Source organism: Klebsiella sp. BIGb0407 (assembly GCF_024807845.1).
In the GTDB taxonomy this organism is placed as follows: Bacteria; Pseudomonadota; Gammaproteobacteria; order Enterobacterales; family Enterobacteriaceae; genus JGM124.
In genome coordinates, this window is record NZ_JANUEQ010000008.1 from 60,491 (window position 1) to 86,175 (window position 25,685).

23 protein-coding genes are annotated in these 25,685 nt (G+C 44.8%); 8 read left to right on the forward strand and 15 right to left on the reverse strand.

Annotation, left to right across the window (positions count from 1 at the left end; genetic code table 11):
* Window position 1: 1 nt before the first annotated feature.
* Together M2387_RS20280 and M2387_RS25955 are read left to right on the forward strand one after the other, a co-directional pair.
* Window positions 2-892: a DMT family transporter gene (locus M2387_RS20280; protein ID WP_259052102.1), complete on the forward strand. Its 891-nt coding sequence runs from the start codon at window positions 2-4 to the stop codon at window positions 890-892.
* A gap of 233 nt (window positions 893-1,125) precedes the next feature.
* Window positions 1,126-1,227, forward strand: a complete 102-nt coding sequence (locus M2387_RS25955; RefSeq protein ID WP_409040177.1) for an IS3 family transposase — start codon at window positions 1,126-1,128, stop codon at window positions 1,225-1,227.
* Between the two features lie 129 nt (window positions 1,228-1,356).
* Here M2387_RS25955 and M2387_RS20285 read toward each other — a convergent pair whose 3' ends face one another.
* Entirely contained in the window at window positions 1,357-2,076 is a 720-nt protein-coding gene (locus M2387_RS20285; RefSeq protein WP_259052103.1) for a GntR family transcriptional regulator, read from the reverse strand.
* 1,080 nt (window positions 2,077-3,156) lie between these two features.
* Here M2387_RS20285 and uxaC point away from each other — a divergent pair.
* The 4 genes from uxaC to M2387_RS20305 all read left to right on the forward strand — a co-directional run bounded on the left by uxaC (window position 3,157) and on the right by M2387_RS20305 (window position 8,423).
* Complete coding sequence (uxaC, locus tag M2387_RS20290) at window positions 3,157-4,539, forward strand: glucuronate isomerase (protein ID WP_259052105.1); 1,383 nt, start codon at window positions 3,157-3,159, stop codon at window positions 4,537-4,539.
* Between the two features lie 190 nt (window positions 4,540-4,729).
* Window positions 4,730-6,160, forward strand: a complete 1,431-nt coding sequence (locus M2387_RS20295) for a tagaturonate reductase (protein WP_259052106.1) — start codon at window positions 4,730-4,732, stop codon at window positions 6,158-6,160.
* 81 nt (window positions 6,161-6,241) lie between these two features.
* The gene (locus tag M2387_RS20300; protein ID WP_259052107.1) at window positions 6,242-7,534 is read left to right on the forward strand and encodes an MFS transporter; all 1,293 of its coding nucleotides are present in this window, start codon (window positions 6,242-6,244) and stop codon (window positions 7,532-7,534) included.
* Between the two features lie 181 nt (window positions 7,535-7,715).
* Entirely contained in the window at window positions 7,716-8,423 is a 708-nt protein-coding gene (locus M2387_RS20305) for an outer membrane protein (protein WP_259052109.1), read from the forward strand.
* Window positions 8,424-8,479: 56 nt separating this feature from the next.
* On the opposite strand, the gene focA is transcribed toward M2387_RS20305, so the two are convergent.
* The 11 genes from focA to M2387_RS20360 all read right to left on the reverse strand — a co-directional run bounded on the left by focA (window position 8,480) and on the right by M2387_RS20360 (window position 20,134).
* Window positions 8,480-9,331 (reverse strand): formate transporter FocA, encoded by an 852-nt coding sequence (focA, locus tag M2387_RS20310; protein WP_259052111.1) that lies wholly within the window; start codon window positions 9,329-9,331, stop codon window positions 8,480-8,482.
* Window positions 9,332-9,662: 331 nt separating this feature from the next.
* Window positions 9,663-11,261: a hydrogenase 4 subunit F gene (locus M2387_RS20315; RefSeq protein ID WP_259052113.1), complete on the reverse strand. Its 1,599-nt coding sequence runs from the start codon at window positions 11,259-11,261 to the stop codon at window positions 9,663-9,665.
* A gap of 4 nt (window positions 11,262-11,265) precedes the next feature.
* Window positions 11,266-11,916 carry a hydrogenase 4 membrane subunit gene (gene hyfE, locus M2387_RS20320; protein WP_259052116.1) on the reverse strand — a complete coding sequence of 217 codons (651 nt, stop codon included), beginning with the start codon at window positions 11,914-11,916 and terminating at the stop codon, window positions 11,266-11,268.
* Between the two features lie 12 nt (window positions 11,917-11,928).
* Window positions 11,929-13,386 carry a hydrogenase 4 subunit D gene (locus M2387_RS20325; RefSeq protein ID WP_310572792.1) on the reverse strand — a complete coding sequence of 486 codons (1,458 nt, stop codon included), beginning with the start codon at window positions 13,384-13,386 and terminating at the stop codon, window positions 11,929-11,931.
* A 17-nt stretch (window positions 13,387-13,403) separates the two neighbouring features.
* Complete coding sequence (locus M2387_RS20330; RefSeq protein WP_310572793.1) at window positions 13,404-14,354, reverse strand: respiratory chain complex I subunit 1 family protein; 951 nt, start codon at window positions 14,352-14,354, stop codon at window positions 13,404-13,406.
* A 10-nt stretch (window positions 14,355-14,364) separates the two neighbouring features.
* A complete protein-coding gene (gene hyfB / locus M2387_RS20335) occupies window positions 14,365-16,380 on the reverse strand; it encodes a hydrogenase 4 subunit B (protein ID WP_259052117.1) in 2,016 nt (671 codons plus the stop codon).
* A gap of 2 nt (window positions 16,381-16,382) precedes the next feature.
* Entirely contained in the window at window positions 16,383-16,700 is a 318-nt protein-coding gene (locus tag M2387_RS20340) for a hypothetical protein (protein ID WP_259052118.1), read from the reverse strand.
* A gap of 1,084 nt (window positions 16,701-17,784) precedes the next feature.
* Window positions 17,785-18,045 carry a hypothetical protein gene (locus tag M2387_RS20345; RefSeq protein WP_259052119.1) on the reverse strand — a complete coding sequence of 87 codons (261 nt, stop codon included), beginning with the start codon at window positions 18,043-18,045 and terminating at the stop codon, window positions 17,785-17,787.
* A gap of 252 nt (window positions 18,046-18,297) precedes the next feature.
* Window positions 18,298-18,909, reverse strand: coding sequence for a DsbA family protein (locus M2387_RS20350; RefSeq protein WP_259052120.1), 612 nt, complete (start codon window positions 18,907-18,909; stop codon window positions 18,298-18,300).
* Between the two features lie 306 nt (window positions 18,910-19,215).
* The gene (locus M2387_RS20355; RefSeq protein WP_259052121.1) at window positions 19,216-19,617 is read right to left on the reverse strand and encodes an H-NS family histone-like protein; all 402 of its coding nucleotides are present in this window, start codon (window positions 19,615-19,617) and stop codon (window positions 19,216-19,218) included.
* A gap of 328 nt (window positions 19,618-19,945) precedes the next feature.
* The gene (locus tag M2387_RS20360; RefSeq protein ID WP_259052123.1) at window positions 19,946-20,134 is read right to left on the reverse strand and encodes a hypothetical protein; all 189 of its coding nucleotides are present in this window, start codon (window positions 20,132-20,134) and stop codon (window positions 19,946-19,948) included.
* Between the two features lie 299 nt (window positions 20,135-20,433).
* On the opposite strand from M2387_RS20360, the gene M2387_RS20365 reads away from it, so the two are divergent.
* Together M2387_RS20365 and M2387_RS20370 are read left to right on the forward strand one after the other, a co-directional pair.
* The gene (locus M2387_RS20365; protein WP_259052124.1) at window positions 20,434-20,748 is read left to right on the forward strand and encodes a DUF2834 domain-containing protein; all 315 of its coding nucleotides are present in this window, start codon (window positions 20,434-20,436) and stop codon (window positions 20,746-20,748) included.
* Between the two features lie 569 nt (window positions 20,749-21,317).
* Window positions 21,318-22,010 (forward strand): LuxR family transcriptional regulator, encoded by a 693-nt coding sequence (locus M2387_RS20370; protein WP_259052126.1) that lies wholly within the window; start codon window positions 21,318-21,320, stop codon window positions 22,008-22,010.
* Here the strand turns inward: M2387_RS20370 and M2387_RS20375 are convergent.
* The 3 genes from M2387_RS20375 to M2387_RS20385 all read right to left on the reverse strand — a co-directional run bounded on the left by M2387_RS20375 (window position 21,982) and on the right by M2387_RS20385 (window position 25,669).
* Window positions 21,982-22,584: an acyl-homoserine-lactone synthase gene (locus M2387_RS20375; RefSeq protein WP_259052128.1), complete on the reverse strand. Its 603-nt coding sequence runs from the start codon at window positions 22,582-22,584 to the stop codon at window positions 21,982-21,984. The genes M2387_RS20370 and M2387_RS20375 overlap by 29 nt on opposite strands.
* A 466-nt stretch (window positions 22,585-23,050) precedes the next feature.
* The gene (locus tag M2387_RS20380; RefSeq protein ID WP_259052130.1) at window positions 23,051-24,046 is read right to left on the reverse strand and encodes a sugar phosphate isomerase/epimerase family protein; all 996 of its coding nucleotides are present in this window, start codon (window positions 24,044-24,046) and stop codon (window positions 23,051-23,053) included.
* Window positions 24,047-24,433: 387 nt separating this feature from the next.
* Window positions 24,434-25,669: an alpha/beta hydrolase gene (locus tag M2387_RS20385; protein WP_259052133.1), complete on the reverse strand. Its 1,236-nt coding sequence runs from the start codon at window positions 25,667-25,669 to the stop codon at window positions 24,434-24,436.
* Window positions 25,670-25,685 lie beyond the last annotated feature (16 nt).

Here is a 25,685-nt window from a genome sequence, read left to right on the forward strand (position 1 = left end):
TATGTTTAAAAAAACAGAGTTGTTATTATTTATAGTTGCTGCCGGATGGGGTATTGGATTTCCCGTCATGAAACTGGCTATATCTGATGAACCTGTCACAACAATATTGTGGTTAAGGTTTGTTTTTTCATCAGTAATTATGCTTCCGTTTATATTTAATAAGTTAAATCTAATTAATTATAGATTTATATTGCATGGAGTGTTGTTAGGTTCAATATTAGGAGTATCATTTCTATTTCTTATTTTTGGTCTGAAATTCACAACTGCATCTAACACGGGTTTTTTGGCTGGTTTAAGCGTTATATGGGTTGTAATTATACCAAAGCTTTTCAAACAAAAATCATTTGACAAATCATCAGTTATTTCATCACTATTCGGTCTTCTGGGTATATTTATAATATCTGATGTGCATAATATTTCAATTAACTATGGCGATACGTTGGTTATTATTGGGTCGTTATTTACATCAATTCATATTTTATACTTAGATAAAATATCTAAGGTTTATGACAATACAGTATTAACTGTACTGCAATTTATTTCCGTTTCGATTGTAATGCTTATCGCTAACGCCGCTATAGATGACTCATACTTTCCCAAAACATGGTCATTTAATATTCTATTTGTTTTATTATTCACTTCAATATTCTCCACTGTTATAGCCTTCTGGATACAAACCAAGTATCAAAAATATACATCACCAGAAAGAGCTACTTTAATTTATAATTTTGAGCCAGTGTTCTCGGCTTTTTTTGCAATACTCATTTTAAATGAAAAAATGAGTACTAATGTGATAGTAGGAGGGGGAGTTATCCTGCTTGGAATGTGTATTCCAAGTCTGGCTAATATAAGGATTTTTTCAAAAAATCAAACAAAGCATAATGTAAAATAGAAATTGGGGTTCTACTTCGGAACCCCAGAAAAGATCCGTTATCAAAGTTGTTTTTAGCCAGGTACGGAATAAATTATGGGTAAGCGTATTGCGCGCATGATGTGACAACAAGGTTTAAGGGCAAAAGGAGCCCGAAAAAAACTGCCGTTTTTATCCTGACAAAATCCTTTATGAGACTAGAGATAACATTCTCAACCCTGTATTCACTGCACCCTATACATGAGCAAGCCAGAATGCGTATTTTTCGTTATATCGAGACATACTACAATGACAAAAGGCTGCATTCTTCATTGGGCTGGCTAAGCCCTAATCATTTTGAAGCCCTTGCCAATTAAATGAGTTCAGCTGACTTTGTGTCCAGGAAATCAACCCCTCTCCGGCACCTTAGTGAGTTGGATGTCCATCACAGCACTACACTCAAATATTTCAACAGTGCCATCCAGGCTCCTATCGTAGGCGGATAACTATTCATGTGGATGAGGAATAAAGTATTCTGGGTGCATAACATTCGTGATTTTTAGCACAGGTAATACCTGGTCCAGGTGCTGGCGCATTGCGGATATAGCCTCATCGGCATTATGGCTGGCAACGGCATTTACAATGGAAATATGTTCATCCACGACCACTGTCATTCTGCCTGGTAGGGGTAACGTTAGCTGCCGGTAGCGGTCAATTTGAATTTTTGCCTGAAGGATAATTGGCCATATACCAGGGTGACCTGAGATGATACCCAGCTGGACGTGAAAGGCTTCATCAGCCTGATGAAATCCTTTTGTATCACCCGCCTGAGCGCAGATATTCTGAGTATTGATAATATCGTGCAACAAGTTAATGCCTTCTGTCGTTGAGCGCTTGGCTGCTTCAGCAACAACGGTCTGTTCCAGTGCAGTACGTATTAGCATGGCTTCTTCAAGGGCATCCAGAGGTATTCTGGCGACAAAGGTTCCCACTCGGGGACGTATTTCTATCAAACCATCTTCAGCCAGACGCTGAACGGCTTCATGAACAGGGGTTCTGCTTATCCCATGAGCTTCAGCAATTTCTCGCTCAATGACACGCATACCCGGCGGCATGCTCATCTCAATAATTTGCTGGCGTAAATAGAGATAAATCCGGCGCGATGCGCTCAATCCATCTTGCTGTATTTGCCCTGATTGGGTTTCTTGTAATTTTGAGTAATTCATCTGATAAACTCTAAAGCTGTTGTCGATGCATTAGTATGGTATATCCGTAGTCATTATAGATGCTTGATTACGAACACCACGCATATCACTTTTTGCTACCGCGATTTTACCCTTATGCTCTCTCTCAGACTATTCGGGATTATGACTCAATAACAACAGGTTAAACTTTCTCATTATCGTGTAAAGCCGGTTAGCCGTCACTGAAAAAACGTCATGATGATGCAAATTCTCAAGAGGCCTCAACACCCGGTGCTATCCTTCGTAACGAGTTTGCACGCCCTCATGACAGCAGTGATAAATAGATTGACTCATAAATCAAAGCTGAGCTTCGCGGCTGTAAGTAACTCGAATTATTGTGGGGTATACCGGGCAATTTTAAATTTTGAGTATAGCATCTAAAAAATATAATCCAGTCATACTGCTAATAGATATTGTCATATACCGGGAGGATGGTTACCGGATGTTGTCATATTATTTATGCATTACCTGGTTAATCATATATAAGGAAGTATTATTTGATAAACAGCAAATAAAGCAATCAACAGAGGGACCAGGCGGATCATTTTTTTGGACTGGTTGAATTTATATCCAAACCACACGGTTACGATTACCATTAATATTAGTTTTATGATGTCATCTGTACTCATTTTTTTCCTTAAACACAATTTTATAACTATTGTAACGACAACTTTACAATCAATCACTACCGATTTATCTATCTCAATGTAGTTAGGTGTTTTAGATAAATTAGCCATGAGGTCGAGAACTCAGGTACAAATCTAATTTAGCATCATTGCCTTCATTAACCCATTAAAAATTATCTCTCCAACCATTAATTTACATGAAATAACCATTTGCTCATCGCCTATAACACTTCGGTAACTATTTCCATGACTAATCGGGGTCTTTTTAATTATTTATGTTAACTATGACGGTTGTCACATTTTAGCTCTGATATATCAGAGCATAATACTGATATATCAGTTCGCCATATTAATATTATGCTGCTGTTGAGTAGATAAGAATGAGGCGGATTACACATAATTTAATGACCAGAGGTTGTATATGATGGCTGCTTTTATGGACAAGAATTTCATGTTAGATACCGCGACAGCACAGCGTCTGTATCACGATGTTGCGGCTGAATTGCCTATCATTGACTATCACTCGCACTTGCAGCAAAGCGAAATTGCCGCCCGGAAAAAATTTCGTAACATGGCAGAACTCTGGTTAGGTGGCGATCATTACAAATGGCGTTTAATGCGTAGTGCCGGCGTATCCGAAGATTTTATTACCGGAAATAAAACGGATGAGGAGAAATTTCATGCTTTCTGCAAAATATTACCTCATGCCATCGGTAATCCTATTTACCACTGGAGCCATCTTGAGCTCCGCCGTATTTTTGGCATTAATCTTATAATTAATGAGAAAAATGCAAAGCAGATCTGGGAAGAGGCGAATGCCAAGCTCGCGACTATGGATACCTGGTCACTGCTGGAACAAGCTAAAGTAGAGATTGCTTGCACCACCGACGATCCGGCCGACGACTTGTTACAGCATAGTGAAATTGCTAAATCCGGGCTGAAAACACGTGTTTTACCTGCCTATCGTCCGGATAAAGCGATGCGGATTAACAAACCCGACTTTATTGAGTATTTGAGTAAATTAGGCCAGGTTTCAGGTATTACGATTTCTTCTTTCAGCAACCTGATTGAGGCATTAGCGAACCGGGTTTCTTTCTTTCATACTCAGGGGGCGCGTATCAGCGATCATGCGATAGACATCGCGCTTCCGGTTCAGTCTGTAAGTCCACAACAGCTTGAAGCTCTGTTTCAAAAGCGTCTCGCAGGTAACGTATTAAATCTGGAAGAAGAAGGGCAATATATTCGCGCTATGATGGTAGAGCTTGGTCGTGTCTATGCAAAATATGACTGGGCAATGTGCTTACATATTGGCGCGCAGCGTAACAATAATAGCCGTATGCTGAATGCTCTCGGTCCGGATACCGGTTACGATTCCATTTCAGATATGAGCTGTAGCGAAGGTATTGCGACACTTCTGGATACCCTTGATAGTACCAATCAGCTTCCCAAGACGATGCTGTTCTGTCTGAACCCCAATATGAATGACGTTCTGTCTACTATGATCGGTAATTTCCAGAACGGTGAACTCGCCGGTAAATTGCAATTTGGCCCGGCCTGGTGGTTTAACGATCATAAAGAAGGCAACTTGCAGCAGTTTATAACCCTGGCGAATCACGGCGTTCTGGGAACCTCGGTGGGTATGGTGACTGATTCGCGCAGTTTTGCTTCTTACCCACGTCATGATTATTTCCGTAGATTATTGTGCAGACAGTTGGGTCAGTGGGTTGAAGGCGGAGAGTATCCGGCAGAAGAAGAAACGCTGACTCAAATTGTGCGCGATATTTGCTATGAAAACGCTAAACGTTATTTCGGATTGTAATTACTTATCCCGTCACTTTAGCTGATACGGATAAACCCGACATAATTGTAATCTTAAAAATCAGTCGATAACTTTAGCGACTACAGTGCTAACTAATTATGAATTAGAGCGGCCTGTATTCGCTAAACAATTTCGCCTGAAGCAATATTATTTTTTTTGAAATTAAATTTTTACCTTTGAGGCAATTTTAATGCAATCTTTGAATCGTGATATTCCATTTAATTTACCGATCAAGTTTTTACAATTTGGTGAAGGAAATTTCTTACGTGCATTTATTGACTGGCAGATTGAACTGCTTAATGAACGTACCAGTCTTAATGCTGGTGTGGTTATTGTGCGCCCTCGGCCTAACCCAGCATTACCTTTATTGAATACGCAAGGCGGTGTCTATACCACGCTTATTCGTGGATTAAACGAATCAGGAACGCCAGTAAAAGAATATCGTAAAATTAGCTGTGTAGAACGCGAAATTGATCTCGCTGATAATTTTAGTGATTATCTGGCCCTGGCACATAACCCTGATTTACGTTTTGTTATTTCTAATACGACTGAAGCGGGTATTACTATCAACGATCGGGATGCCTATAACGATGTGCCTCCTGCTTCATTCCCCGCTAAGTTGACCCGATTTTTACATGAACGCTTCAAGGCATTTGATGGAAGCATAGATAAAGGTTTAGTCCTGCTGCCATGTGAACTGATTGATCATAATGGTCAGGCTTTGAAAAGTGCAGTATTACATTTTGCGCATCTGTGGTTACTTGGCCCTGAATTTATTGTTTGGCTGCACGATGCCTGCACATTTTGCTCAACCCTGGTAGACAGAATTGTTACGGGTTACCCGCAATCAGAACGTGATGAAATTGAAAAAGAATTAGGCTATCAGGATGCGTTTGTTGTGGCTGCGGAATACTTCTATTTGTTTGTCATTGAGGGACCTCAATGGTTAGCGGATGAACTTAAGCTGGAAGGCGCAGATTTAAATATCCAGCTGGTTGATGACATCACGCCGTATAAACAGCGCAAGGTGGGCGTGCTTAACGGCAGTCATACGACGTTAGTCCCCGTAGCCTTATTATCCGGGCTGAATGAAGTAGGGGAAGCCGTAGCGGATCCTGTGGTGGGTGAATATATACGACAAACGCTGGATGAAGAAATTATCCCTGCATTGTCGTTACCTCGTACTGAACTGGATCCGTTTGCCGTCGAGGTATTACGTCGTTTTGGTAATCCGTTTATTCATCATCGGTTAGAATCTATAGCGCTTAATAGCTGGAGTAAATATGCCGCCCGTGTTCTGCCGCAGTTACTGAACTACCAAAAATTAAACGGCAAATTACCTGCCAGACTGGTTATTGCTCTTGCCGCAACGATGGAACTCTATCGCGGTAATTTAATCTCCCTGAGTGATGATACTGAAAATTTAGACTGGTTCAAAATGGCCTGGACTCAGGTTAATGATGGCCGCTGGTCATTTAATGAGATCGCGCGTAACTGGTTAGCGAACGAAACACTCTGGGGACAAAATCTTAATACAGTGCCCAATCTGACGGATTCATTAACGGAGTATCTGAAACGTATTAATGTTGAAGGTATAACCTCTGTCCTTAAAACACTTTAAAAAAGTCGATCGACATTATTCTGTTAATAGCATCGATAATTAAAAAATAATAAATAACTTTTAATAATTGGCGGTAATGGCATGAGAAAGATTAAAGGGATACGCTGGTGGATGGTAGGACTCGTCACTTTCGGGTTGATAATAAACTATCTTGCACGTAATACGCTATCGGTTGCGGCCCCGACAATGATGGCTGAAATGGGGATGTCTACACAAGAATATTCCTATGTCGTTGTAGCATGGCAAATCTGTTACGCAGTTATGCAACCCATTGCCGGATATATTTTGGATGCCGTAGGCACTAAAATTGGTTTTGCTGTCTTTGCTGTATTATGGTCACTAGCCTGTGCCGCAGCGGCATTTGCTACTGGCTGGCAAGGTTTGGCATTCTTCCGTGGTATTCTCGGCTTGACTGAAGCGGCAGGCATCCCCGCCGGGATGAAAGCCACCACGGAATGGTTTCCGGCAAAAGAACGTTCTGTTGCTATTGGCTGGTTTAATATTGGCTCATCCGTCGGGGCATTAATGGCTCCTCCATTAGTGGTCTGGGCTATTATGCATGGTTCATGGCACTGGGCTTTTATTATTGTTGGGGTACTGGGAATTATATGGACCGCAATTTGGTTAGTCTTTTACAAGCATCCTAAAGATCAGAAAGCGTTGTCCGATGAAGAACGTACTTATATTTTATCGGGTCAGGAAGCTCAGTATCGCGATGACACTAAAGTAAAAACAAAAGCCAATTGGAGAGCCATTATTTCCTCTCGCAATTTTTGGGCGATAGCAATTCCGCGTTTCTTATCAGAACCCGCATGGCAGACTTTCAACGCATGGATCCCTTTGTACATGATGACAGAGCGTCACATGAATCTGAAAGAAATTGCTATGTTTGCCTGGTTACCGTTTTTGGCTGCTGATATCGGTTGTGTCCTGGGCGGTTACCTCAGTCCTTTCTTCCATAAATACTGCAAAGTATCATTGTTTAACTCGCGTAAGATGGTTGCCGTTGTGGGTGCTTTCTGCATGATTGCTCCAGGCTGTATTGGTCTGGTTGCCAGCCCTTATACCGCTATTGCCTTACTCTGTGTAGGTGGTTTTGCGCATCAAACGTTATCCGGAGCGCTGTATTCCGTCACAACAGACATGTTCGGTAAAAATGAGGTAGCCACAGCGACAGGATTAGGTGGAATGAGTGGGTATCTTGGCGCAACGTTGTTTACCCTGTTATTTGGTTTTCTCGTGGTAAAAATTGGTTATTCTCCATTATTTGTCATTCTGGCCATATTCGACATTATCGCCGCAATTGTCGTTTGCACACTGGCACGTGAGCGTATTGCGGAAGTACGGGTTGACCCAGTCAGCGTTAATACTTGATTGACTGCTCCTGCCCTGAATGAACCGCCCCGATAAAGTGGGCGGTTCATATTAGGCGGCTATCCAGCCAACTCACATTTATTTCATAAAATTCACTTTTATGATTATTCCTAATGAAAATACATAACTGGAAACATATTATGCCCGCATAAAAACACGCATATATATGGAAACCTGCCTGATGAAAAAGACCGTTATCGCTTCAACCCTCGCTATCGCTACGCTTTATACCTGCGCTGTATCCGCAAATAATGGCATCTATGTTACTGGTGAGTTAGGTTCATCTATCGTCAATATTCACGATACCAAAGCGGATTATACGGGAACCAATGCGGGTGTTGTGGATGGCCGCCAGACAACAAAACTTTCTAATACCAATAAGGGCGTTTTTGGTGGCGGTGTTGCCGTTGGCTACGATTTTAATGACCAGTATCAGCTTCCGGTAAGATTCGAGCTGGCAGCGAAATTCAGAGGGGATGCTGAAGGTTCACAGAGATTAACTGATGAAGACGGTGATTCTGAGACCGTTAAAAATAAAGTCCGCATGGACACTTATATGGTTAACGGTTACTACGATTTTTATAATTCATCAGACTTCACCCCTTATCTGACCGCTGGCGTTGGCTTATCGCGCCTGAAACATAAAATTTCAGATGAGAGTGGCGAAGCGATGTCTGCAAATTCAAATAATTTTGCCTGGGGTGTTGGAGCCGGTGTGAAGTATGCCGTCACATCTAACATATCTGTCGATGCCAGCTACAGATATATTGATGGCGGGAAAGTCACCAACAGCAGAACGGATAGCTTTGGTCCATATACCGATACACTGGATACCACTACTAAAGCGGCCTCTAACGATCTGATGCTGGGCGTTTCATATAAGTTTTAACGGAACAGGGAAGGTAGTGGCAGAGTTCATTTTGCCACTACAATTTACATATAATCTTAATGACTCTGTTGACGCAGATAAATTATCCAGTAGGTTATTCCCACCAGTACACCACCGCCAATGATATTCCCTATAGTGACCGGAATTAAATTATCGGTAATAAACTGAGAAATGTTGAGTGCAGGAAAATTATCAGGACTTTGATGTATCTGAGACCAGAAGGTGTCAGGTGCAAAATAGCGAATAACCACGGCTAAAGGAATAAGAAACATATTGGCAATGCTGTGCTCAAAGCCACTGCAAACAAACACACTGATGGGCAATAGCATGGCAAACATTTTGTCCATTAATGTATGACCGGAATAACTTAACCAGACAGCCAGACAGACCATCATATTGGCAAGCGTACCGAGACAAACCGCTTCAAAGAAGGTGTGGTGCATTTTATGATCCGCAGTCTGTAATACGTTTAATCCCCACTGACCATCGCCTGACATCATTTGCCCGGAACACCAAATCAGCGCAACAAAAAATAACGCTCCGACAAGGTTACCAAAATAAACAATCAGCCAGTTTATCGTTAGCGCTGACCAGGAAATCAGGCCGCTGGCCTTTGCGATTACCGTAAGTACCGTAGAGGTAAACAGGTCTGCACCGCCTACTACGACGAGAATCAGTCCAAGAGTAAAGCAAACACCCCCGAGGAACTTAACCGGTGCAGCAATGGGGCCTGGCCCGCTGGTAACGGTAATATAGGCAACGAAACCAATAGAGATAAAAACACCGGCAGTAATGGCCAGGAAAAAGGACAATGATTTCTTTTTCTTGGTTTTATAAAGACCAACCTGTTCGGCTATTTTTGCCATTTCCGGAGGAAGACGCAGATCAAAAGAATTTTCAGTACTCATAATAACTCCTGCACTTTCTTAATAACGTATTTCGTGCTGCGGGTTGATATATCTATATTAACGTTTGGCTTATAAGTGAAATATCGATCCAGGTATCAAAAATGGACTTTTAATAAATGTTTTTAGTTTGTTTTTAGATTTTAATTTGAAGGGTTTTTATTAATTAGGTAGAGGCTGTGAATTATTTCTTTTTCGGGGTAGTAGTGGGAGTTAATTATAGTGAGTTAATGTTGTTGATGTATTTATCCGTTAATTGTCTGTTATTTATTATCACAAGAAATATCTAACGCACAGGCGTTAGATATCTCATGCTGAGTGAACGACATCCCCGTTAGTTCACTAATGCCTCTAAACCTTTAATGGCGGAGTTTTCCGCGGTCACCGCACTTTCTGCACCTGCGGCCCAGGGCCAGTTAAACTGCGGTGATGTTGCGGGTTCATGTTTCAGTACGACTGAGGCGGCATTTTCAAGGATATTCACCACCGGCTGTGGAATATGTGTCCCCATGACCAGCATCAGCACCAGCAGAATAGCCATCGGCAGAGTAGTCAGTATGCCCAGCTCACCTTTACGAACCGGTTCCGGGGCCTTGCCGAACAGCACGCAACCCACCATACGTACCAGCCCGCCAAGTACCAGCGTCAGTAGCAGCAACAGCACAATGGTCAGCCAGATATAGCCTGCGCTGAGACCGGCAATCACCGTCATAAATTCGCTGAGGAAGACGTTAAACGGCGGCATACCGCCCAGACCCAGCGCACCACCTGCCAGCAGCAGCGCAGAGAAAGGCATGATTTTTAGCATCCCTCTGGCTTTGGTCATATCCCGGGTGCCGTATTTCAGTAGCACATTGCCGGAGCCACAGAACAACAGAGTTTTACCGAGACTGTGGTTAAGAGTATGCAGCATGGCTGCGAGGATACCCAGCGGACCACCGATACCGAGTGCGACAGCAATCAGTCCCATGTTTTCGACAGAGGAGTAGGCCAGTAAACGTTTAATATCATTCTGCACCAGGATAAAGAAGGCGGCGACAGCGACAGAAAGCATGCCAAAGACCACCAGTAAGGTGCTGGTGAAATGGTCACCAATCGCCTGGCTGATAATGATGTTATAGCGAATGATCACCAGCAGCGCACAGTTCAGCAGTGCCGCGGAGAGCAGGGCACTGACCGGGCTTGGCGCTTCACTGTGGGCATCGGGTAGCCAGGCATGCATCGGGAATAACCCGGTTTTGGTCCCAAAGCCGATGAGCACAAAGACAAACGCCAGTTTCATCAGGGTAGGATCAAGCTCAGAGGCATGTGTCAGGACTTCAGTCCAAAAAATCGCATCATCCGGATTAGGGAGGAAGGTGGTGGCATTGGCGTACACCAGGATAGTGCCAAATAAGCCAAAAGCGACCCCGACCGAACAAATAATAATGTATTTCCAGGCGGCTTCCAGAGAAGAACGCTGGCGATAAGTCCCCACCAGAAATACTGAACTCAGCGTGGTGGCTTCAATAGCGGCCCACATCATAATCAGGTTGTTACTGGTGATAACCAGCAACATCGTGAAAATAAACAGATGGAAGAAGCCATAGTAGTTACACAACCCATTCACGCTGACAGCGCCATCATCGACTTCATGACGCATATAGCCGAGAGAGTAGAGGCCGGTGATAAAACTCACGATCCCCAGAATAGCCAGGAACAGAGCAGTGAGGCTGTCGAGATGAAGCCATTTATCGGCAAGCAGTATGTCACCCTGCTGATAAATCAGTGTTACGACCCACAGGGATTCCGCCAGAATAGCGATAATCCCAATTGAATGCAGTGCTGTCGTCAGTGCGCGCGCGGCCTCACCCGCCAGACGGCAGGTAAAATTAAGAATTGCGATACACAGTGGTGTCAGCAGCAAAATGAACAGTACGGATGTAGTACTCATTCCGTTACCCCTTTAGCGCTGTCAGTTGGTCGACACTCAAGGTATTGAGAGTGCGCCAGATTTTACGGGCCAGGACTGCCATGATAATGACAGCGAAAATGGCGTCAGTGGCGATACCAATTTCTACCAGTTCCGGGGCTTTGTTCGCCAGCAAGGCTAAGGTCAGGTGCGAACCGTTTTCCATCAGGCAGTAACCGAATACCTGCTTGAGAATATTACGCTGCGTGACGATGCAGAGTATCCCCAGCAGGAAGTGCCCGAGTGAAACTGCGAGAGCCGGTTTTAAATCCGCAAGGAGCGGTACCTGCACCGGCTCAACCACAAACCAGCACAACACCACAATAATCGCGGTAAATAACATTAATACCGGAAAGCCGATAACGCTGCCGTCATGCAATGGGTCGCGCATACTGCGAAACGCATAGCCCATGATCACCGGTACCAGAATTACTTTCGTGATAAAGGCGCTAATCGCCCACATATAGAGACTGTGTGCGTTCAGGGTATAGGCCAGAGTGACAAAAATAGAGACCAGTATTAGCGACTGTAACGCATAGAACCAGCAGGACAGGGTGGGGCGTTTCGCCCCGATAACCACCAGCGAAGTTAACATCATTAACCCCGCCAGATTATTGATAATCAGTGAACCAGTCATACTCATTCTCCCTTATCCAAGCCAGTTAATAGCGATAACACTGGAGCAGAACGACATCACGATCAGGACCAGCAACACCAGACGCATTGAAGTCGGTAGCGGTGAGGATTGAATTAATTCCTCATTAGGTTCCCCGGGAACCACGCGACCAAACCAATAGATAAGCCAGGCGAAGCTTGCGACTGACTCAATTAAAACCAGCACCATCAGCGGTGTCATCACCCAGAACTCGCGTGACATTTCAAATCCGGCGGCAAAGACCGGGAATTTGCTGAAAAAGCCGTTCAGAGGTGGTACTCCGGCAATGGCCAGAGCGGCGACACAAAAACCAATTCCCACCAGCGGCATTTTGCGCAGCACGCCGCGTAAACGTGGCAGCATACGCGTACCGCAGCAGTAGCTCAGAGCACCTGCGACAAGGAAGAACAGGCTTTTGGCGAAGGCATGGTTGAAGATATAGGCGATACCACCGTCAAAGGCCTCTTTCGAGCCGAAGATGGCAATCGACAGGGCAAGGAACATATAGCCTAGTTGGGTGATGGTGGACCAGGCCAGCAGACGTTTCATATCTTTCTGCGGCAGATACATCATAAAGCCATAAACAATCGTCAGGGTTGCCATGACTATGCCTATCCAGCCGATGATATGTGGGACATCGCCTGATTCGTAAATGGCACGGGCGAAGATATAGACCCCAACTTTAACCATTGATGCCGCATGCAAATACGCGCTGACCGGGGTAGGCGCTTCCATCGCATCGGGCAGCCAGGCCTGCATAGGTAGCTGGGCTGACTTACCCCAGGCCGCAAACAATATGCCACCGAAGACCAGCAGAGCAGGCGCACCTTCCAGCTGCGACATGGCGCTCAGCGCAAAGGTGCCGGTGGTAATAAACAGCGTTGCTGCGGCGATAAACAGACCTAATGAAGCGACATGGGTAATCAGCAGAGCTTTCATTGCTGAACGCTGTGATTTCTCCGTCTGGTAATAGCCAATCAGTGCCCAGGAACAGCCGCCGGTAATTTCAAAAAACAGCAGTTGTCCGAGAATGGTTGATGAGAGCACCAGTCCGACCATCGCCCCGATAAACACCAGCAGGAAGGCGTAGTAGCGGTTACCGCCTTCATCCGCATGCTCGCGGTTACCGTTATTGAGGTAGCCGAGGGAGTAGATGCTGACCAGTAAACCAAGGAAGACCACGGCGAAGACAATCAGTGTACTGATACGGTCAAAGATAAAGCCAAACAGCGCAATATCGCCGTAGTGCAGCAGGGTAATCGTCAGGTCAGCTTTGCCGTTGACTAAAAATCCCCAGCCCAGCAGCAGGGTGCCCAGCGTCGCCAGCAAAGCGAACAGAGTACAGACCCACTTCGCTATCAGCTTGGGTGAGCAGGCGGTGAGTAGTGCGCCAATAAAGGGTAGCAACAAGGTTGCTAGCGCCGTATTGGTCATAAAGGATGAACTTTCCATAACGGTTTCCAGGCTCCTTACAGACCAGTCAAATAAAATACAAAGGACAATGACGCTACGCCAAACCCAATCCAGGTCACCCGGTGAGTGAGCAGGAAGCGACCACGTGCCAGAGTATTTTCAAAAAGAGAGGCGAGGATAAAAATAACCAGCAGCTTTATCAGCATCAGGAACAGTGCCAGCCCTAGCGCCCCGAGGGTCATTTCCGCCGCTTTACCAAACGGAATGAAGATAGCCAGAAAGAGTTCTGCCACCACCACCTGCTTAAGGCCGATACCCCATTTCACCAGCGCCAGACCGGAACCGGAATATTCGGTCAGCGGGCCTTCTTGCAGCTCTTGCTCGGCTTCAGCGACATCGAACGGAATTTTGCCCATTTCAATAAAGCAGGCAAAAGCGCAGGCGAGTAACGCCAGTAATGTCGCGGTCGGTGAACTCCAGCCAGCGGTCAGCGTGGCGCTGATGGTGCCAATATTGGTCGACCCGGCGATAAGGGCCACCACCAGCAGACCCAGGATTAACGTGGGTTCAACCAGCACGCCGAGTGTCAGCTCACGACTGGCACCGATACCGGCGAAAGGACTCCCTGTATCCAGGCCTGAAAGGGCAAAGAAGAAGCGAAACAGCGCAAACAGATACAGCAGGGTGATGATATCGCCCGCACCACCAAAGGGTGAGGTGAGAGTGAAAACCGGCAGTGTCATTGAGACTAGTAGCATACTGCTCAGTAACACCCAGGGCATGATGCGAAAAATCATCCCTGACTGGGCAGGTGCCACTTCCTGGCGTTTGAGTAATTTAAATATATCCCGGTAGTCCTGCCAGATACCCGGCCCGCGACGGGAATGCATCACGGCGCGGATTTGACGTGAAATACCGGTAAACAGCGGTGTCAGAAATAGCAGGACAGCGGCCTGAAAGAGCGCAAAGATGCCCATCATTAGCGACGGTGATTCTTGTAATGTCATGGTCTCCCCCTCACATCGCAACAACTAACAACAGCACAACCAGTGCTGCGACGATATACAGGCAATAGAGTCGGAAATCCCCGCTCTGTAAGCGTTGTATCTGAATGCCTGCGCGTCGTACCAGACGAACCAGAGGATAGATAATTTTCTCATCCCAGAATGGCTCGGTAATCGCCGCGCCGACGGTTGTTGCTTGTAGTGCGCGCTTTAGCAAAGGAGTCGGGTCCAGCTGTTTACGCAGGCGATAGAGTGCGCTGAACATCGCACGCAGCGGCTGAGTCACGCCGCTGGTTGAAGTGGCCATCTGTGGAACCCAATCGTAACCACAGGCCCAGGGCTGACCCCGGCGACGAAACGCGGGTTGATTGCCTTTAATGGCGAGCCAGACCAGCAGAGGAAGCACCGGCAGAGCGATAAGCAGAATGAAGGTTAATACCGGGGACAGCATGGCCTGCGAGGCCTCTGCCGGCATCAGCATTACGCCTTGGGCAACCCTGACATGTTCGGTATTCGCCAGTGACATGGCGACCTCGGAAATCACCGGCGCGATAACGCTGGCTCCCAGACCCAGAAGCACACAGAACAGGGCTAATAGCAGCATTGCGGAGGTCATCTGCCAGGGCACTTCACGCGCCTGGGCGGCTTTTTCGCTACGCGGCCCGCCACAGAAACTGACGCCATACACTTTGACAAAACACATGGCTGCCAGCGCACCGGTGATAGCCAGCATAACGATGGCTACAGGGGCACTGATGCGCATCAGCAAGGTACCCTCATGGCTCATGCTGAACAGTGACTGATAGGTATACCATTCACTGATAAAACCGTTTAACGGTGGCAGGGCGGAGATAGCCATACAGCCGATTAAAAAGGCAACGGCTGTCAGTGGCATTAATTTACCCAGGCCACCCATCTTATCCATGTCGCGGGTATGGAGACGATAAATCACCGCACCGGCACCCAGGAATAGCAGACCTTTAAATACTGCGTGGTTAAGCAAGTGGTAGAGCGCACCCAGCAGACCAATAACGGCCAGTACCGGATGGTGAGTGGCGATACCCGCCATGCCGACCCCGACGCCCATCAGAATAATTCCGACGTTTTCAACCGTATGCCAGGCCAGAAGGCGTTTGATATCGTGTTCTGCCAGGGCATACAGCACACCAAGAACCGAGGAGACCGCGCCGAAACCCAGCACGACAATTCCCCACCAGAGTTGCGGGGCACCCAGCAGGTCGATACCCACTTTGATAATCCCGAAAATACCGATTTTGACCATCACACCGGACATCAAGGCTGAAGCGTGTGAAGGAGCCGCGGGGTGAGCGCGAGGTAGCCAGCTGTGGAGAGGCAGCATGCCCGCTTTGGCACCAAAACCAAAGAAGGCCAGCAAGAACACCACGGAGGCACTGACTGGCGAGAGCTGCAAATGACGGAATGATTCGAATTCGAGACTGCCACTTTCCCGCCACATCAGGAAGAAGGCAATCATAATCAGGACTGAACCGGCATGGGCAATAAAGAAGTAGAGTAGCCCGGCGCTGACGGATTCATCGTCCTGGGATGAAATCACCAGGAACCAGGAGGCCAGAGACATGGCTTCAAACAGAATGATGAAGTAGAAGGAATTATCCATCACCACCAGGCCCACCATCGAAGCAATAAACAGGTTCATAAAGAACCCCATGCTTCCGGCGCCTTTACCCTCATACTCCCGTACGTAGGCGATGGAGTAGAGTGAACAGACGATCACCAGCAGAGAGATCACCATCACCATAAAGGCGGAGAGCATATCGAGACGAACGCTGAATGTGGCGAAAGGAAATAGCCCCGGCGTGGCGTATAGTGAAATCTGCCCGCTGAGTAAGACCGGAATAGCACTGCATAAACCGAGAATACCACCGATAATTGCCGTGATGGCGGTGATATTGATCGATGCTCTTTCCTGTCGCGCCATGATTAAGGCAAGCACGGCACCGATAAGATAAAGCATGACTGACCAGTGAAGTAGTTGAAGTGAATCCATCGTTATTTTTCTCCTTCCTGGCTTTCGGCAAATTTCGTCACATTTGAAGGCATCGACAGTGTTCTGCGTCGTTTTTCCTTACTGCTTTCACGGAGAGTTGCGCTATTGACCAGATGGATGGCTTTAGTCGTACAGACTGGGATACAGCGAACCCCCTCACTGTTTCTGTACGTCATCGGTGCGGCCTTATCTCGGACCTTCACCCGGGTTTTTCGGGGGAGTGCCTGTAATCCCTGTCTTTTATCGGTTGCAGTACCCTCCGCTATACCGGCATGACAGCTAATACCGGATTTGCGGCCCGCAATAACCAAGCGGTTCATGTTCAGTCCTCAGATTCAGACGACAAAAATAATAATCACACTGAGCTAAAGCATTATTCATGCCATGATTATTTTTTTTGTTTTAATTCAATTGGTTGTTTTATTTTTTAGACAAGGGGGCATGATTTTTAGCGGGTTACAGAGGCGTATTCGACACTTTTGATGCTCAGAGACTCGCGCGTAGTCGTTTTATTGCCCGAAAGGCCGGGGATTCTGCCTGGAACAGGTCTTCTCTCAGCCCGGATTGATAGCCTGACGGAGAGGTTTTAGCTGTAACAACCCCCATGATTACTGGAAAGTCAGCAATCTTGTGACGATGACTGTGATGTTCAATACAAGAGTGACGTGTCGACAAAAATGGCGAGACATTTGACAGGAAAATGGGGGGGGCGTCAGGACGATGATGACTGGCAGGCTTGATTATTCGACATCATCGTTTTTTAACGACTTTCTTTGGACTGTTCTTGTTTGCTCTGACGGGTTTTGGCAGGAAAAAATAGATGACCAGAAGCGGAAATGTCAGCAACAGACAACACATATAAATAATTAAGAAGAAATTCCTGGAGGAACCTCCATCGCTAAAATGTCTTGCCCATCCTTTCTCTGACATTACTTTCAGTGATAATTTCTCCACGGTATAATATAAATATGGATAGGTCAGTCCACCGATGGTCATATATGCGGCGACATAAGGAATATAAGGAACATAGGTGGGGTAAACTGTTCCATTATATAAACTGGTTAAAATGCTGTACACTAAAAATCCACAACCTAATAAACCCCACCAGCAATGTCTTAAATAGTATCTCAAAGTCATTTTTCAGCCAGTCCATTATCGATTTAACAATCGGCGAATTAAAATCTCAAGACTATTTTTGCCACTGGCCTAGCCATAACCAATAGCGCTCTAGCGGCGCGAGTCGGCGAAAAATTTCATCTTCTCCCACTGTGTTAATGATATTTGTAGGGATAGACAACCCGAAAACCCCAGAGGAAACTGGGAAGATTTCACTGTCTGAGTGCAGACTTCCCAGAGCATTTTCAATTTTGGGCCGTTCAGCTTTAACAATAACCTGGATACCCATTAGCGTATAAACTCCACCGTTGCGTGCTCTCTGAAGGCATGTTTAATCTCGTCGAGAACCGAATCCGGGAAGGATTGAAACCGGACATCATAGAGGATACGACAATTTCTAATATGCGGTGGGAGCTGAGAAAGCCCGTACGTTATTCTGGCCATATTATAATCAATACTGAGTCGTACAGACTCTGCGGATTCAAGGTTATGGCTGGCGACCAGGGCAAACTCACCTGTTTTTTCATTGACAAATTCAGGGGTAAACATATTTTACCTTGTATTTATTTAATGAAGAACTGTCACAATTAATCATTTCTGAGGTAATAAAGAAAAATACTGTATCTAAAATTTTAATCAGAGACTAGATAAACTTAGCGAGTAACAGGATTAAGGGCGAAGTCTTAACCCTTATAAACACTGTGTATTACATTGACCATAAAATCGGGTAATGACTACTGTCATCGCCCGATAAATGAGTAAAGGTATTTTGATCTGTTCCTGGGGTTAAGTCCCAATAGACTATTTTTTCAGTAGCTCTGAAACCAGATCTGCATAGGCAGTCACATAAGCCTCTGGAGTCGTCGCTTTCACGGCACTATTATCGATAAGATAACGACCCATCACGTAAATAGATGGCGTTCCTTTGACTTTGAAGGCTTTGACCATTGCTTCCTGACGGGCAATAAATGCCTTAACCATTATGCTATTTTTAGCATTGTTATACGTCTCCGAATCGATGCCTGCTTCACGAAATATCCCAGAGATATCCTCCGGGGTATTTATCGACTTATCACGCTGAACGGCGATAAAAATCGGATGTTCAACTTTCTCAGTCACTCCCATGACCGAAGCAATAGCCCAGGCTTCACTCAGTTCCTGACCCAGTTTTCCCATGGCGCTGACATGGTACTGCGCAACGGTTTTCCCTTCAGGCAGCACTTTGTTGATGGCAGAGACGACAGGGTATGTATCAGTGAACAAATAGCAGGGACCACAGTAAAATGAGAAAAACTCTACGACTTCCGGTGCATCGTTCACCGGATCCTGCAGTGTGCTGTAAGGTTTAGCAAATGCGCCACTACAGAATAAAAATAAGGTCAGAATAGCGGCTGATAGGGTTGATTTTTGCATTGATTTATCCGAGTCAGGAGTTAGATGATGGGATCATACAAGGAAGAGGGGATATATGCTTGAGCTGATGATTCTAAGTGGCGACTCGTACAATTTCTTTAATCGAGAACAATAAAAGTGAATCATTCCCTGATTTTTATCACAAGCGGCCAGCGATAGCACGACAGGCAGCTCGTGTTGAAGACTGACAATAAACAGATGTCAGAATGGCAAACCGACTTAAAATTTGCTTTCAGGTCGGCTTACTGTTGATAAATTCAAAAATGAATTTTTTATTCAGATTGTACCCTCAGCGAGAAGGGGGGATTAAATCTGAAAATCTTCCAGGCTCTTACCGTTATCCAGTGCTTCTTTGATAATTTTTGGTGTCCGGCCCTGACCCGTCCAGGTCTGCACATGACCATTCTCATCGGTATATTTATATTTTTCTGGGCGAGGGGCTCGTTTGGCTTTTGTTGATTTAGTGGTAACGATTGAGCCAAGTAGTTCAGCGGGGTCGATGCCGTCTTCTAATAGCTTAGCGCGAAGGGCTTCAATTTTAGTCAGACGCTCGGTCTGTTCTTGCTGCGTTTTGGCTTCTTCTTCACGGCGTTCTTCAACAATGGTAGTGAGCTTTTCCAGCATTTCTTCCAGTGTCGTCAGATGCGTTTCTCGAGCCTGGGCGCGAAGGGTACGAATATTGTTTAAAGCGTTAAGTATTTCACTCATGGTTTTTCCTTAAGAGAATTGATTCAGGTGATGTGACGAAATTTGGCAGCAGATGATAAGATCAATATATCAGTGTTTTTAATAGATAAATAATGAAATATTGCCAGTAGCATGATGAAGTTATTAAATTTTTTAACTGTGTATATTTATGCTGCGAGTAGAGAACGAAGACATATTGATTAATAAAAAACACCCCTTAAATCTGAAGGTGATTTTATGTCATCTATTGTTGTCAGGTGATAATGGCAAAACCACTCTCTCCTGATGAATTCCGTGACCGTCAGCGCATGGTCTTGATATCCGTCTGTTGCCACTGGCCTAGCCATTGTCAGTAACGCTCAAGTTGCTCTAGCCTGCGAAAAATCTCGTCTTCACCCACTTTATCAATGATCTTTGTCGGAATGGATAAACCAAAAACACCCCTGGAAACAGGGAAAACTTCGCTTTCTGAATACAGACTTCCCAGGGCATGCTCAATGTTATGCTGGTCTGCTTTAACGATAATCTGGATACCCATTAGCGTATAAACTCCACCGTTGCGTGTTCGCGGAAGACTTGTTTAATATCATCGAGGACGGTGTCCGGGAATGATTGAAAACGGACATCATAGACAATACGGCAATTTCTAATATGGGCCGGGAGTTGGAAAAGGCCATAGGTTATTCTGGCGATATTATAGTCAATGCTCAGTTGTACAGACTCTGGTGACTCCAGATTATGGTTCGCGACCAGAATAAATTCACCGGTTGCTTAAGCCTCGCCTGGTATCTGAAAACCTGCTAGCTTGATAGTATCTCAGTATCTAAGGAAGAAATCGTGCAGGCTCTTTACCTTTTTCTGTGTATCGTCGGTGCGGTTTTACCTCTCACCCAATTTATTCCCTGGCTATCTGCGCACGGGTTCGATGTGCCACTTTTGCTGCTGCAAGCGACTTCCGACCATATCGCTGCCTTTGCCTGGTCGGATGTCCTTATTTCAGGTATCACTGTCGCAGTGTTTATTATCGTTGAGGGGCGAAGACTGGCCATGCGCCGCTGGTGGTGGCCGTTATGCGCACTTACAGTCGGGCCGTCCCTGGCGTTGCCGTTATTTCTGCTGCTGCGGGAACGGCATCTTGCTGCGGTACGTTGAGGAGGCTGAGTAGTCCCTTTAAGTTCATGGTTGTCCACCCCGGTTTATAATGACAAACTCAGGTCAAAGCGGTTTTTAGTACATTAGTTATGTTGCTATCTAACAACGCGTTATCACATCAGAGGAGCTCTCTGGCTGTAATTTAGCAATACAAGAAATAATTATTTAGCTGTTGGAAACTAAGTTGAATACATCGTTGGTTTTTTATCTCTGAATGGATTTAGTGGTTGCTGTGTGTTATGTGGTAAGTTGAATTTTTTGGGGAGGTGAGTTTATAGGAAATATTTAAATTATTCGCATGTGAAAGGCTCTTGATATACTTGGAAAACTCGGTGTTTAAATCAATTAAACTAGATTGCAAATATTATCTTTGTATGTACTATGGAGTGCAAAGGATAGATAAATAATAGTCAATGTTAGTGAGGCTCTATGTCTGGGATTACATTCACCATTATAAGGTAATAAAATATATTTCAAATATAACTAAATTGCTGGTTATTTAACTTTTTAGAACGGCTCAATATGTAGGCTTGTTATTGATATTGCTAACAATCTAAGGTGCAATAATCATGAAGGATGAACTTTGTTATAAGGATTTTAACGTGAAGAGTAGTGAGAGTGACAATGACAATCATGTGGTTAAAATAATAAAATCAGAAATGAAAAATAATTTTATTGAATCCTATGCTTATTTACGGATAAATAAAAGCTCCAATAGCGTTAGGTTGATTTCCAGCTATCCGACCGAATGGTTGGATATATATGTGAGAAATAAATACTACGAATTTGATCCTGTCGTACAGACAGCAAAATACAAAATAACTCCTTTTTTATGGAGTAAAGAGGAAAATGAGAATAACAATATTTTTGAGGAGTCAAGAGAATATTCAATATCTCAGGGGCTATGCTTTGTTGCACACCGCAATGAAAATATATTCTCCATACTAAGCCTTTGTAATAACGATGGTAATGATGATTTCTTTATAAATTTAAGAGAAAAAGAAGAGCGAATTCAAATGTTGCTTTTAAAAAGTTTTGAAAAAGATATATTGGAAGACGCTAATTCAAATATAAAACTCACTCTTCGTGAGCAGGAAATATTAAAATGGGTAGGGTTAGGTAAGACCTATAGTGAAACTTCACTGATATGTGGTATAAGTGAAAGAACAGTAAGGTTTCATCTGGCAAATATATTAAAAAAACTAGATACAAGTAACATTAAACATGCCCTTACTAAAGCAGCACTTTATGGTTTTTTTTAACTGTTGATATAAACTGTTTATGATGATCTATTGAAGCATTGTCTTTTATATTCAGGAGGATTTCTCGTGTAACTGGAAGATTTATCAGATAAGCGATTTTATCTTCAATGAAACACTCTTCAATTATTTCATGCGGCCATTTATATCTGTCTAAAACTTTACTCATGCCACTTCCAACTATTGCCATAATAGAGCTGTGGCCTGTTATCATACAATACTCAATCATAGCTATGAGCAATATCTGACAAATTGGTTCCTTACTGCTAGCTATTTTTTTACGTACAAAAAAACGAGTTGCTTCGATAGTTGAATGACTTTTACATAAGAAATAATTATGAAATGAACCTGTAAGAAGATGAGGGTGTTTAGTTTCAATCAATCTAACACTCGCCAGGGTCTCATCACCCTCAGAGATAATGATATAAGTTGCATTATCATTATCGTATTGATCATATTCTTTTCCATCATCGACAAAAACACTCCATCCTAATCGTTGCGAGAAAATTTCATACCGACTTTCGAAAAAAAATCCATCTTTGGTGATGTCTTTGATTGTACATAATTCAATGTTCATAGAGTTTCCTTAGCAGTATTTAAAAGATTTATTCTTATGGAAAATGAAGATTAAGCAACCTGTCACTATTGACAGGTTGCTTAATCATTAAATACTCTGATTAAATGGATAGTGAAAAGTGTGTAGGGATATTAATTTCTTGGGATTTGGCTTATTGATTTTTATTAAATATTTTTTGTCTGGAAAAGGTATTGATTTTGCTATCAATAAATAAGCTACGTTACTTGGGATATATCCGCAGCTTGGTATTGGTGTCAGATCGGGTTCTCTATTTTTCTCTGAAACCTAATCACAAAATGTCTTACACTTAAATTGTGCCAGTAAACACCTACCGTCTATCGGCTAAATGTAGTAAAAAAATCGATGGAATTTGTCATGAGTTAGCCATACAAAGGTGATTATGATGGTAAGCAGGTAATAAAAAACCCTGCCAGAAAATAAGCAGGGTTTATTGCCAGGCTAAATACTATTCAGTTTCAATGGATGACAGCAAAGCATTCTGGATAATTTTTTGTGCTTTAAGTGGATTCTGTTCCAGCTGAGCAGCCTGCAGTGCAGGGATATCAAGACGGTCCAGAGCACGGTAAATGTGCTTGAGGAAACGAATCGACAGATTTGCCGCTTCAACGTTATCTTCACGGAACGGGAACTGATCGAGCTGCCATACGCCGTCCCAGTTATTGATTTTCAGCACATAGAAGAACTCAAAAATTTCTGTCATATGTACGGTGCCGACAACCAGGTCGTCATCCCAGCCGCGCAGGTTATCGTTGACGTCCATACCAAACAGACGGCCTCTGTCGATAATCAGCTGTGCTGAATCCGCTGGCGACTCTCCGGCAAACAGAGCGTGACCAAAGTCTAACAGGATACCCACGTTATCCAGGCCAATCTCTTCAATACCCAGTAAGGTACGGGCAGCCGAGTCCCAGGTCATTTTTACACGCGGTTCGCGCGGCTTGTATTCAATGGCAAATTTTACGTCAGGGTTTTTGCCTGCCAGCTCACGCATTCCGTCTACTGCCAGCGCCCATAGGTTTTTATGGTCGACCTGGAAAGGATAATCCCAGCCATCCTGACCCGGCCAGACTTTCACGTAGCTGGCGTTAAGTTCACGCACGACCACAGCGGCTTCATGCATTAGCGCAATGGCATCAGCGCGTACTGCGGCATCCGGATGGGTGAAAGCACCGCGGGAGAATTTGCGGAGATAAATTTCAGGCGTGATACCGATAGCCTTCAGGCCAGCCTCTTCTAAAGCAGCCTTTACGTCTGCAACAGTAACGCCCGGAGTGAATGGGTAGGGAACATCAACGTAGGAAAGGTCTTCAACCTGAGAGGCGATTTTTATCTGCTCAAGAGTACTGAGCGCCGGGCCATAACCATCCACCGCATAGCGATCGACATAGTTAGCAAAATGCCAAAGGCCTGCACCAAATTTTGGGTAATTGTATTTGCTCATTTTATCTCCAATCCGTAGTCATCAGATGTAATTTTTTCAACTGTTTCGGTAATTCTGTCAGGATTTCAACCTGAGCAACGTCATATGAAAATCGATTCACTATTGTGTATGAATATATATTCATTATTGAGTTTATATTTATCATTATGTCCCTAACGAAGAAATGAAACTACCTTTCAAGCAAAAAAATTAGACAACGCTCGCAATTATTCAGGTTTAGTAACGAACGTAAACTAGCTGACTGAAGGAAATAAAGGTTAAGACGGGGCTGGATCAGGGCAGGGAGTACGGGGTGACAGTAGCAGGAGATGATTATATCCTGACGGAACTGTCTACCCTTCGTTATATGTTACAGGGCTCGGATAGTGCGTTGGTGCATGGATACCCTCAAAGAGGGTTCTTTGTTGAGAGGAGAGAGGATTCTACAGTCTTCTCGCTAAGCACCTGCTTGATAACCGACATCTGCCACTCGAAATAGGGGTTAAACGTCAGTCGGGCATGTACTTTTCCGGGTTCCTGGTAACCCCAGTCAGAGTACCAGACGGGGGCGCCCTGCAAACAAGCCTGCATATCCTGGGCCGACTGACCGTTCCAGCAAAACCGCTGCTGAACCTGCTCGCCATATACTCTGTTGCCAGGGGAAAACAGAATCCCCATGTGAGAGAACTGGCTGATGTGATGCTCAGGGAGTCTGTCTTCGCGCACGATAATCCGCTTTGAGTCTTTAAGGCTGGATGGGGGCGTACCGTACCAGATAAGGCGGCTGTCCGGATGGGTAAAACGCGTCTGGAAGGTGTTGAGCAGGTAGCTGGTATTCAGTACCGAATCGTGTTGCGCCACTGCCATAAAGACAGGTTTATCATAGGTATGCTCACCCAGCAGGCTACGTGCGACTTTGCTGCTGCGATAAAATTGTGCAAAACCATTGGTCGGTGTGGTGAGATAACGCACGCTATTTTGCATAGGCCTTAGCCCGTCAGGCTCGAATAACCACGGGCGAAATTTGGCAACAAGTGGCGTTAACCAATCCCACGTACTGTTTGAACGAAAACCCGGTGAGAACAGTACTAATCCGGCAATTTCCGGAGAAAAATAGGCATAGTCGAGCGCCAGATTAGCTCCGGTGGAAAAACCACCCATGTAAACTTTTCCGACATCGCGCTGCATTGTTGCCGCTTGCTGATGAACCACCTGACGCCATTGTTCAAAAGTCACATCCTGAAGATCGTCAGGTCTGGTGCCGTGCCCTGGCAGCAACAGGGTACGCACCAGAAAACCCTGTTCGGCCAGAGCCGGACCGATATCATTGAATGACCATGGAGAATCGCCCAGGCCATGTACCAGGAGGATACCCTTATCAGGTGCTGAACCTCTTGGCTGCCATTCACGGGGGGCATTCGACATGAGCTCGAATTCAGTGCCCGCATCCTGGAATGCACGACGCTCACGCAGCAGCTCTAAAGTATTTTCGCGATAAACCGAAAACTCGACAACATCTGGCTCTGATGCCTTGTTGTCTGTGGTTGTACAGGCACTTAATATACTGACCGTGGCGATGATAATGAGTAAAAACAGTACAGCTGAAGCACGGCGTTTAGCAGGATAAATAACGGTTTCAGGCATAGTGCGACTCTAGTCA

Coding starts and splice junctions, on each gene's coding strand:
- M2387_RS20280 (WP_259052102.1), top strand. CDS start 2: ATGTTTAAAAAAACAGAGTTGTTATTATTTATAGTTGCTGCCGGATGG.
- M2387_RS25955 (WP_409040177.1), top strand. CDS start 1,126: ATGCGTATTTTTCGTTATATCGAGACATACTACAATGACAAAAGGCTG.
- M2387_RS20285 (WP_259052103.1), bottom strand. CDS start 2,076: ATGAATTACTCAAAATTACAAGAAACCCAATCAGGGCAAATACAGCAA.
- uxaC (WP_259052105.1), top strand. CDS start 3,157: ATGGACAAGAATTTCATGTTAGATACCGCGACAGCACAGCGTCTGTAT.
- M2387_RS20295 (WP_259052106.1), top strand. CDS start 4,730: ATGCAATCTTTGAATCGTGATATTCCATTTAATTTACCGATCAAGTTT.
- M2387_RS20300 (WP_259052107.1), top strand. CDS start 6,242: ATGAGAAAGATTAAAGGGATACGCTGGTGGATGGTAGGACTCGTCACT.
- M2387_RS20305 (WP_259052109.1), top strand. CDS start 7,716: ATGAAAAAGACCGTTATCGCTTCAACCCTCGCTATCGCTACGCTTTAT.
- focA (WP_259052111.1), bottom strand. CDS start 9,331: ATGAGTACTGAAAATTCTTTTGATCTGCGTCTTCCTCCGGAAATGGCA.
- M2387_RS20315 (WP_259052113.1), bottom strand. CDS start 11,261: ATGAGTACTACATCCGTACTGTTCATTTTGCTGCTGACACCACTGTGT.
- hyfE (WP_259052116.1), bottom strand. CDS start 11,916: ATGACTGGTTCACTGATTATCAATAATCTGGCGGGGTTAATGATGTTA.
- M2387_RS20325 (WP_310572792.1), bottom strand. CDS start 13,386: ATGGAAAGTTCATCCTTTATGACCAATACGGCGCTAGCAACCTTGTTG.
- M2387_RS20330 (WP_310572793.1), bottom strand. CDS start 14,354: ATGACATTACAAGAATCACCGTCGCTAATGATGGGCATCTTTGCGCTC.
- hyfB (WP_259052117.1), bottom strand. CDS start 16,380: ATGGATTCACTTCAACTACTTCACTGGTCAGTCATGCTTTATCTTATC.
- M2387_RS20340 (WP_259052118.1), bottom strand. CDS start 16,700: ATGAACCGCTTGGTTATTGCGGGCCGCAAATCCGGTATTAGCTGTCAT.
- M2387_RS20345 (WP_259052119.1), bottom strand. CDS start 18,045: ATGTTTACCCCTGAATTTGTCAATGAAAAAACAGGTGAGTTTGCCCTG.
- M2387_RS20350 (WP_259052120.1), bottom strand. CDS start 18,909: ATGCAAAAATCAACCCTATCAGCCGCTATTCTGACCTTATTTTTATTC.
- M2387_RS20355 (WP_259052121.1), bottom strand. CDS start 19,617: ATGAGTGAAATACTTAACGCTTTAAACAATATTCGTACCCTTCGCGCC.
- M2387_RS20360 (WP_259052123.1), bottom strand. CDS start 20,134: ATGGGTATCCAGATTATCGTTAAAGCAGACCAGCATAACATTGAGCAT.
- M2387_RS20370 (WP_259052126.1), top strand. CDS start 21,318: ATGAAGGATGAACTTTGTTATAAGGATTTTAACGTGAAGAGTAGTGAG.
- M2387_RS20375 (WP_259052128.1), bottom strand. CDS start 22,584: ATGAACATTGAATTATGTACAATCAAAGACATCACCAAAGATGGATTT.
- M2387_RS20380 (WP_259052130.1), bottom strand. CDS start 24,046: ATGAGCAAATACAATTACCCAAAATTTGGTGCAGGCCTTTGGCATTTT.
- M2387_RS20385 (WP_259052133.1), bottom strand. CDS start 25,669: ATGCCTGAAACCGTTATTTATCCTGCTAAACGCCGTGCTTCAGCTGTA.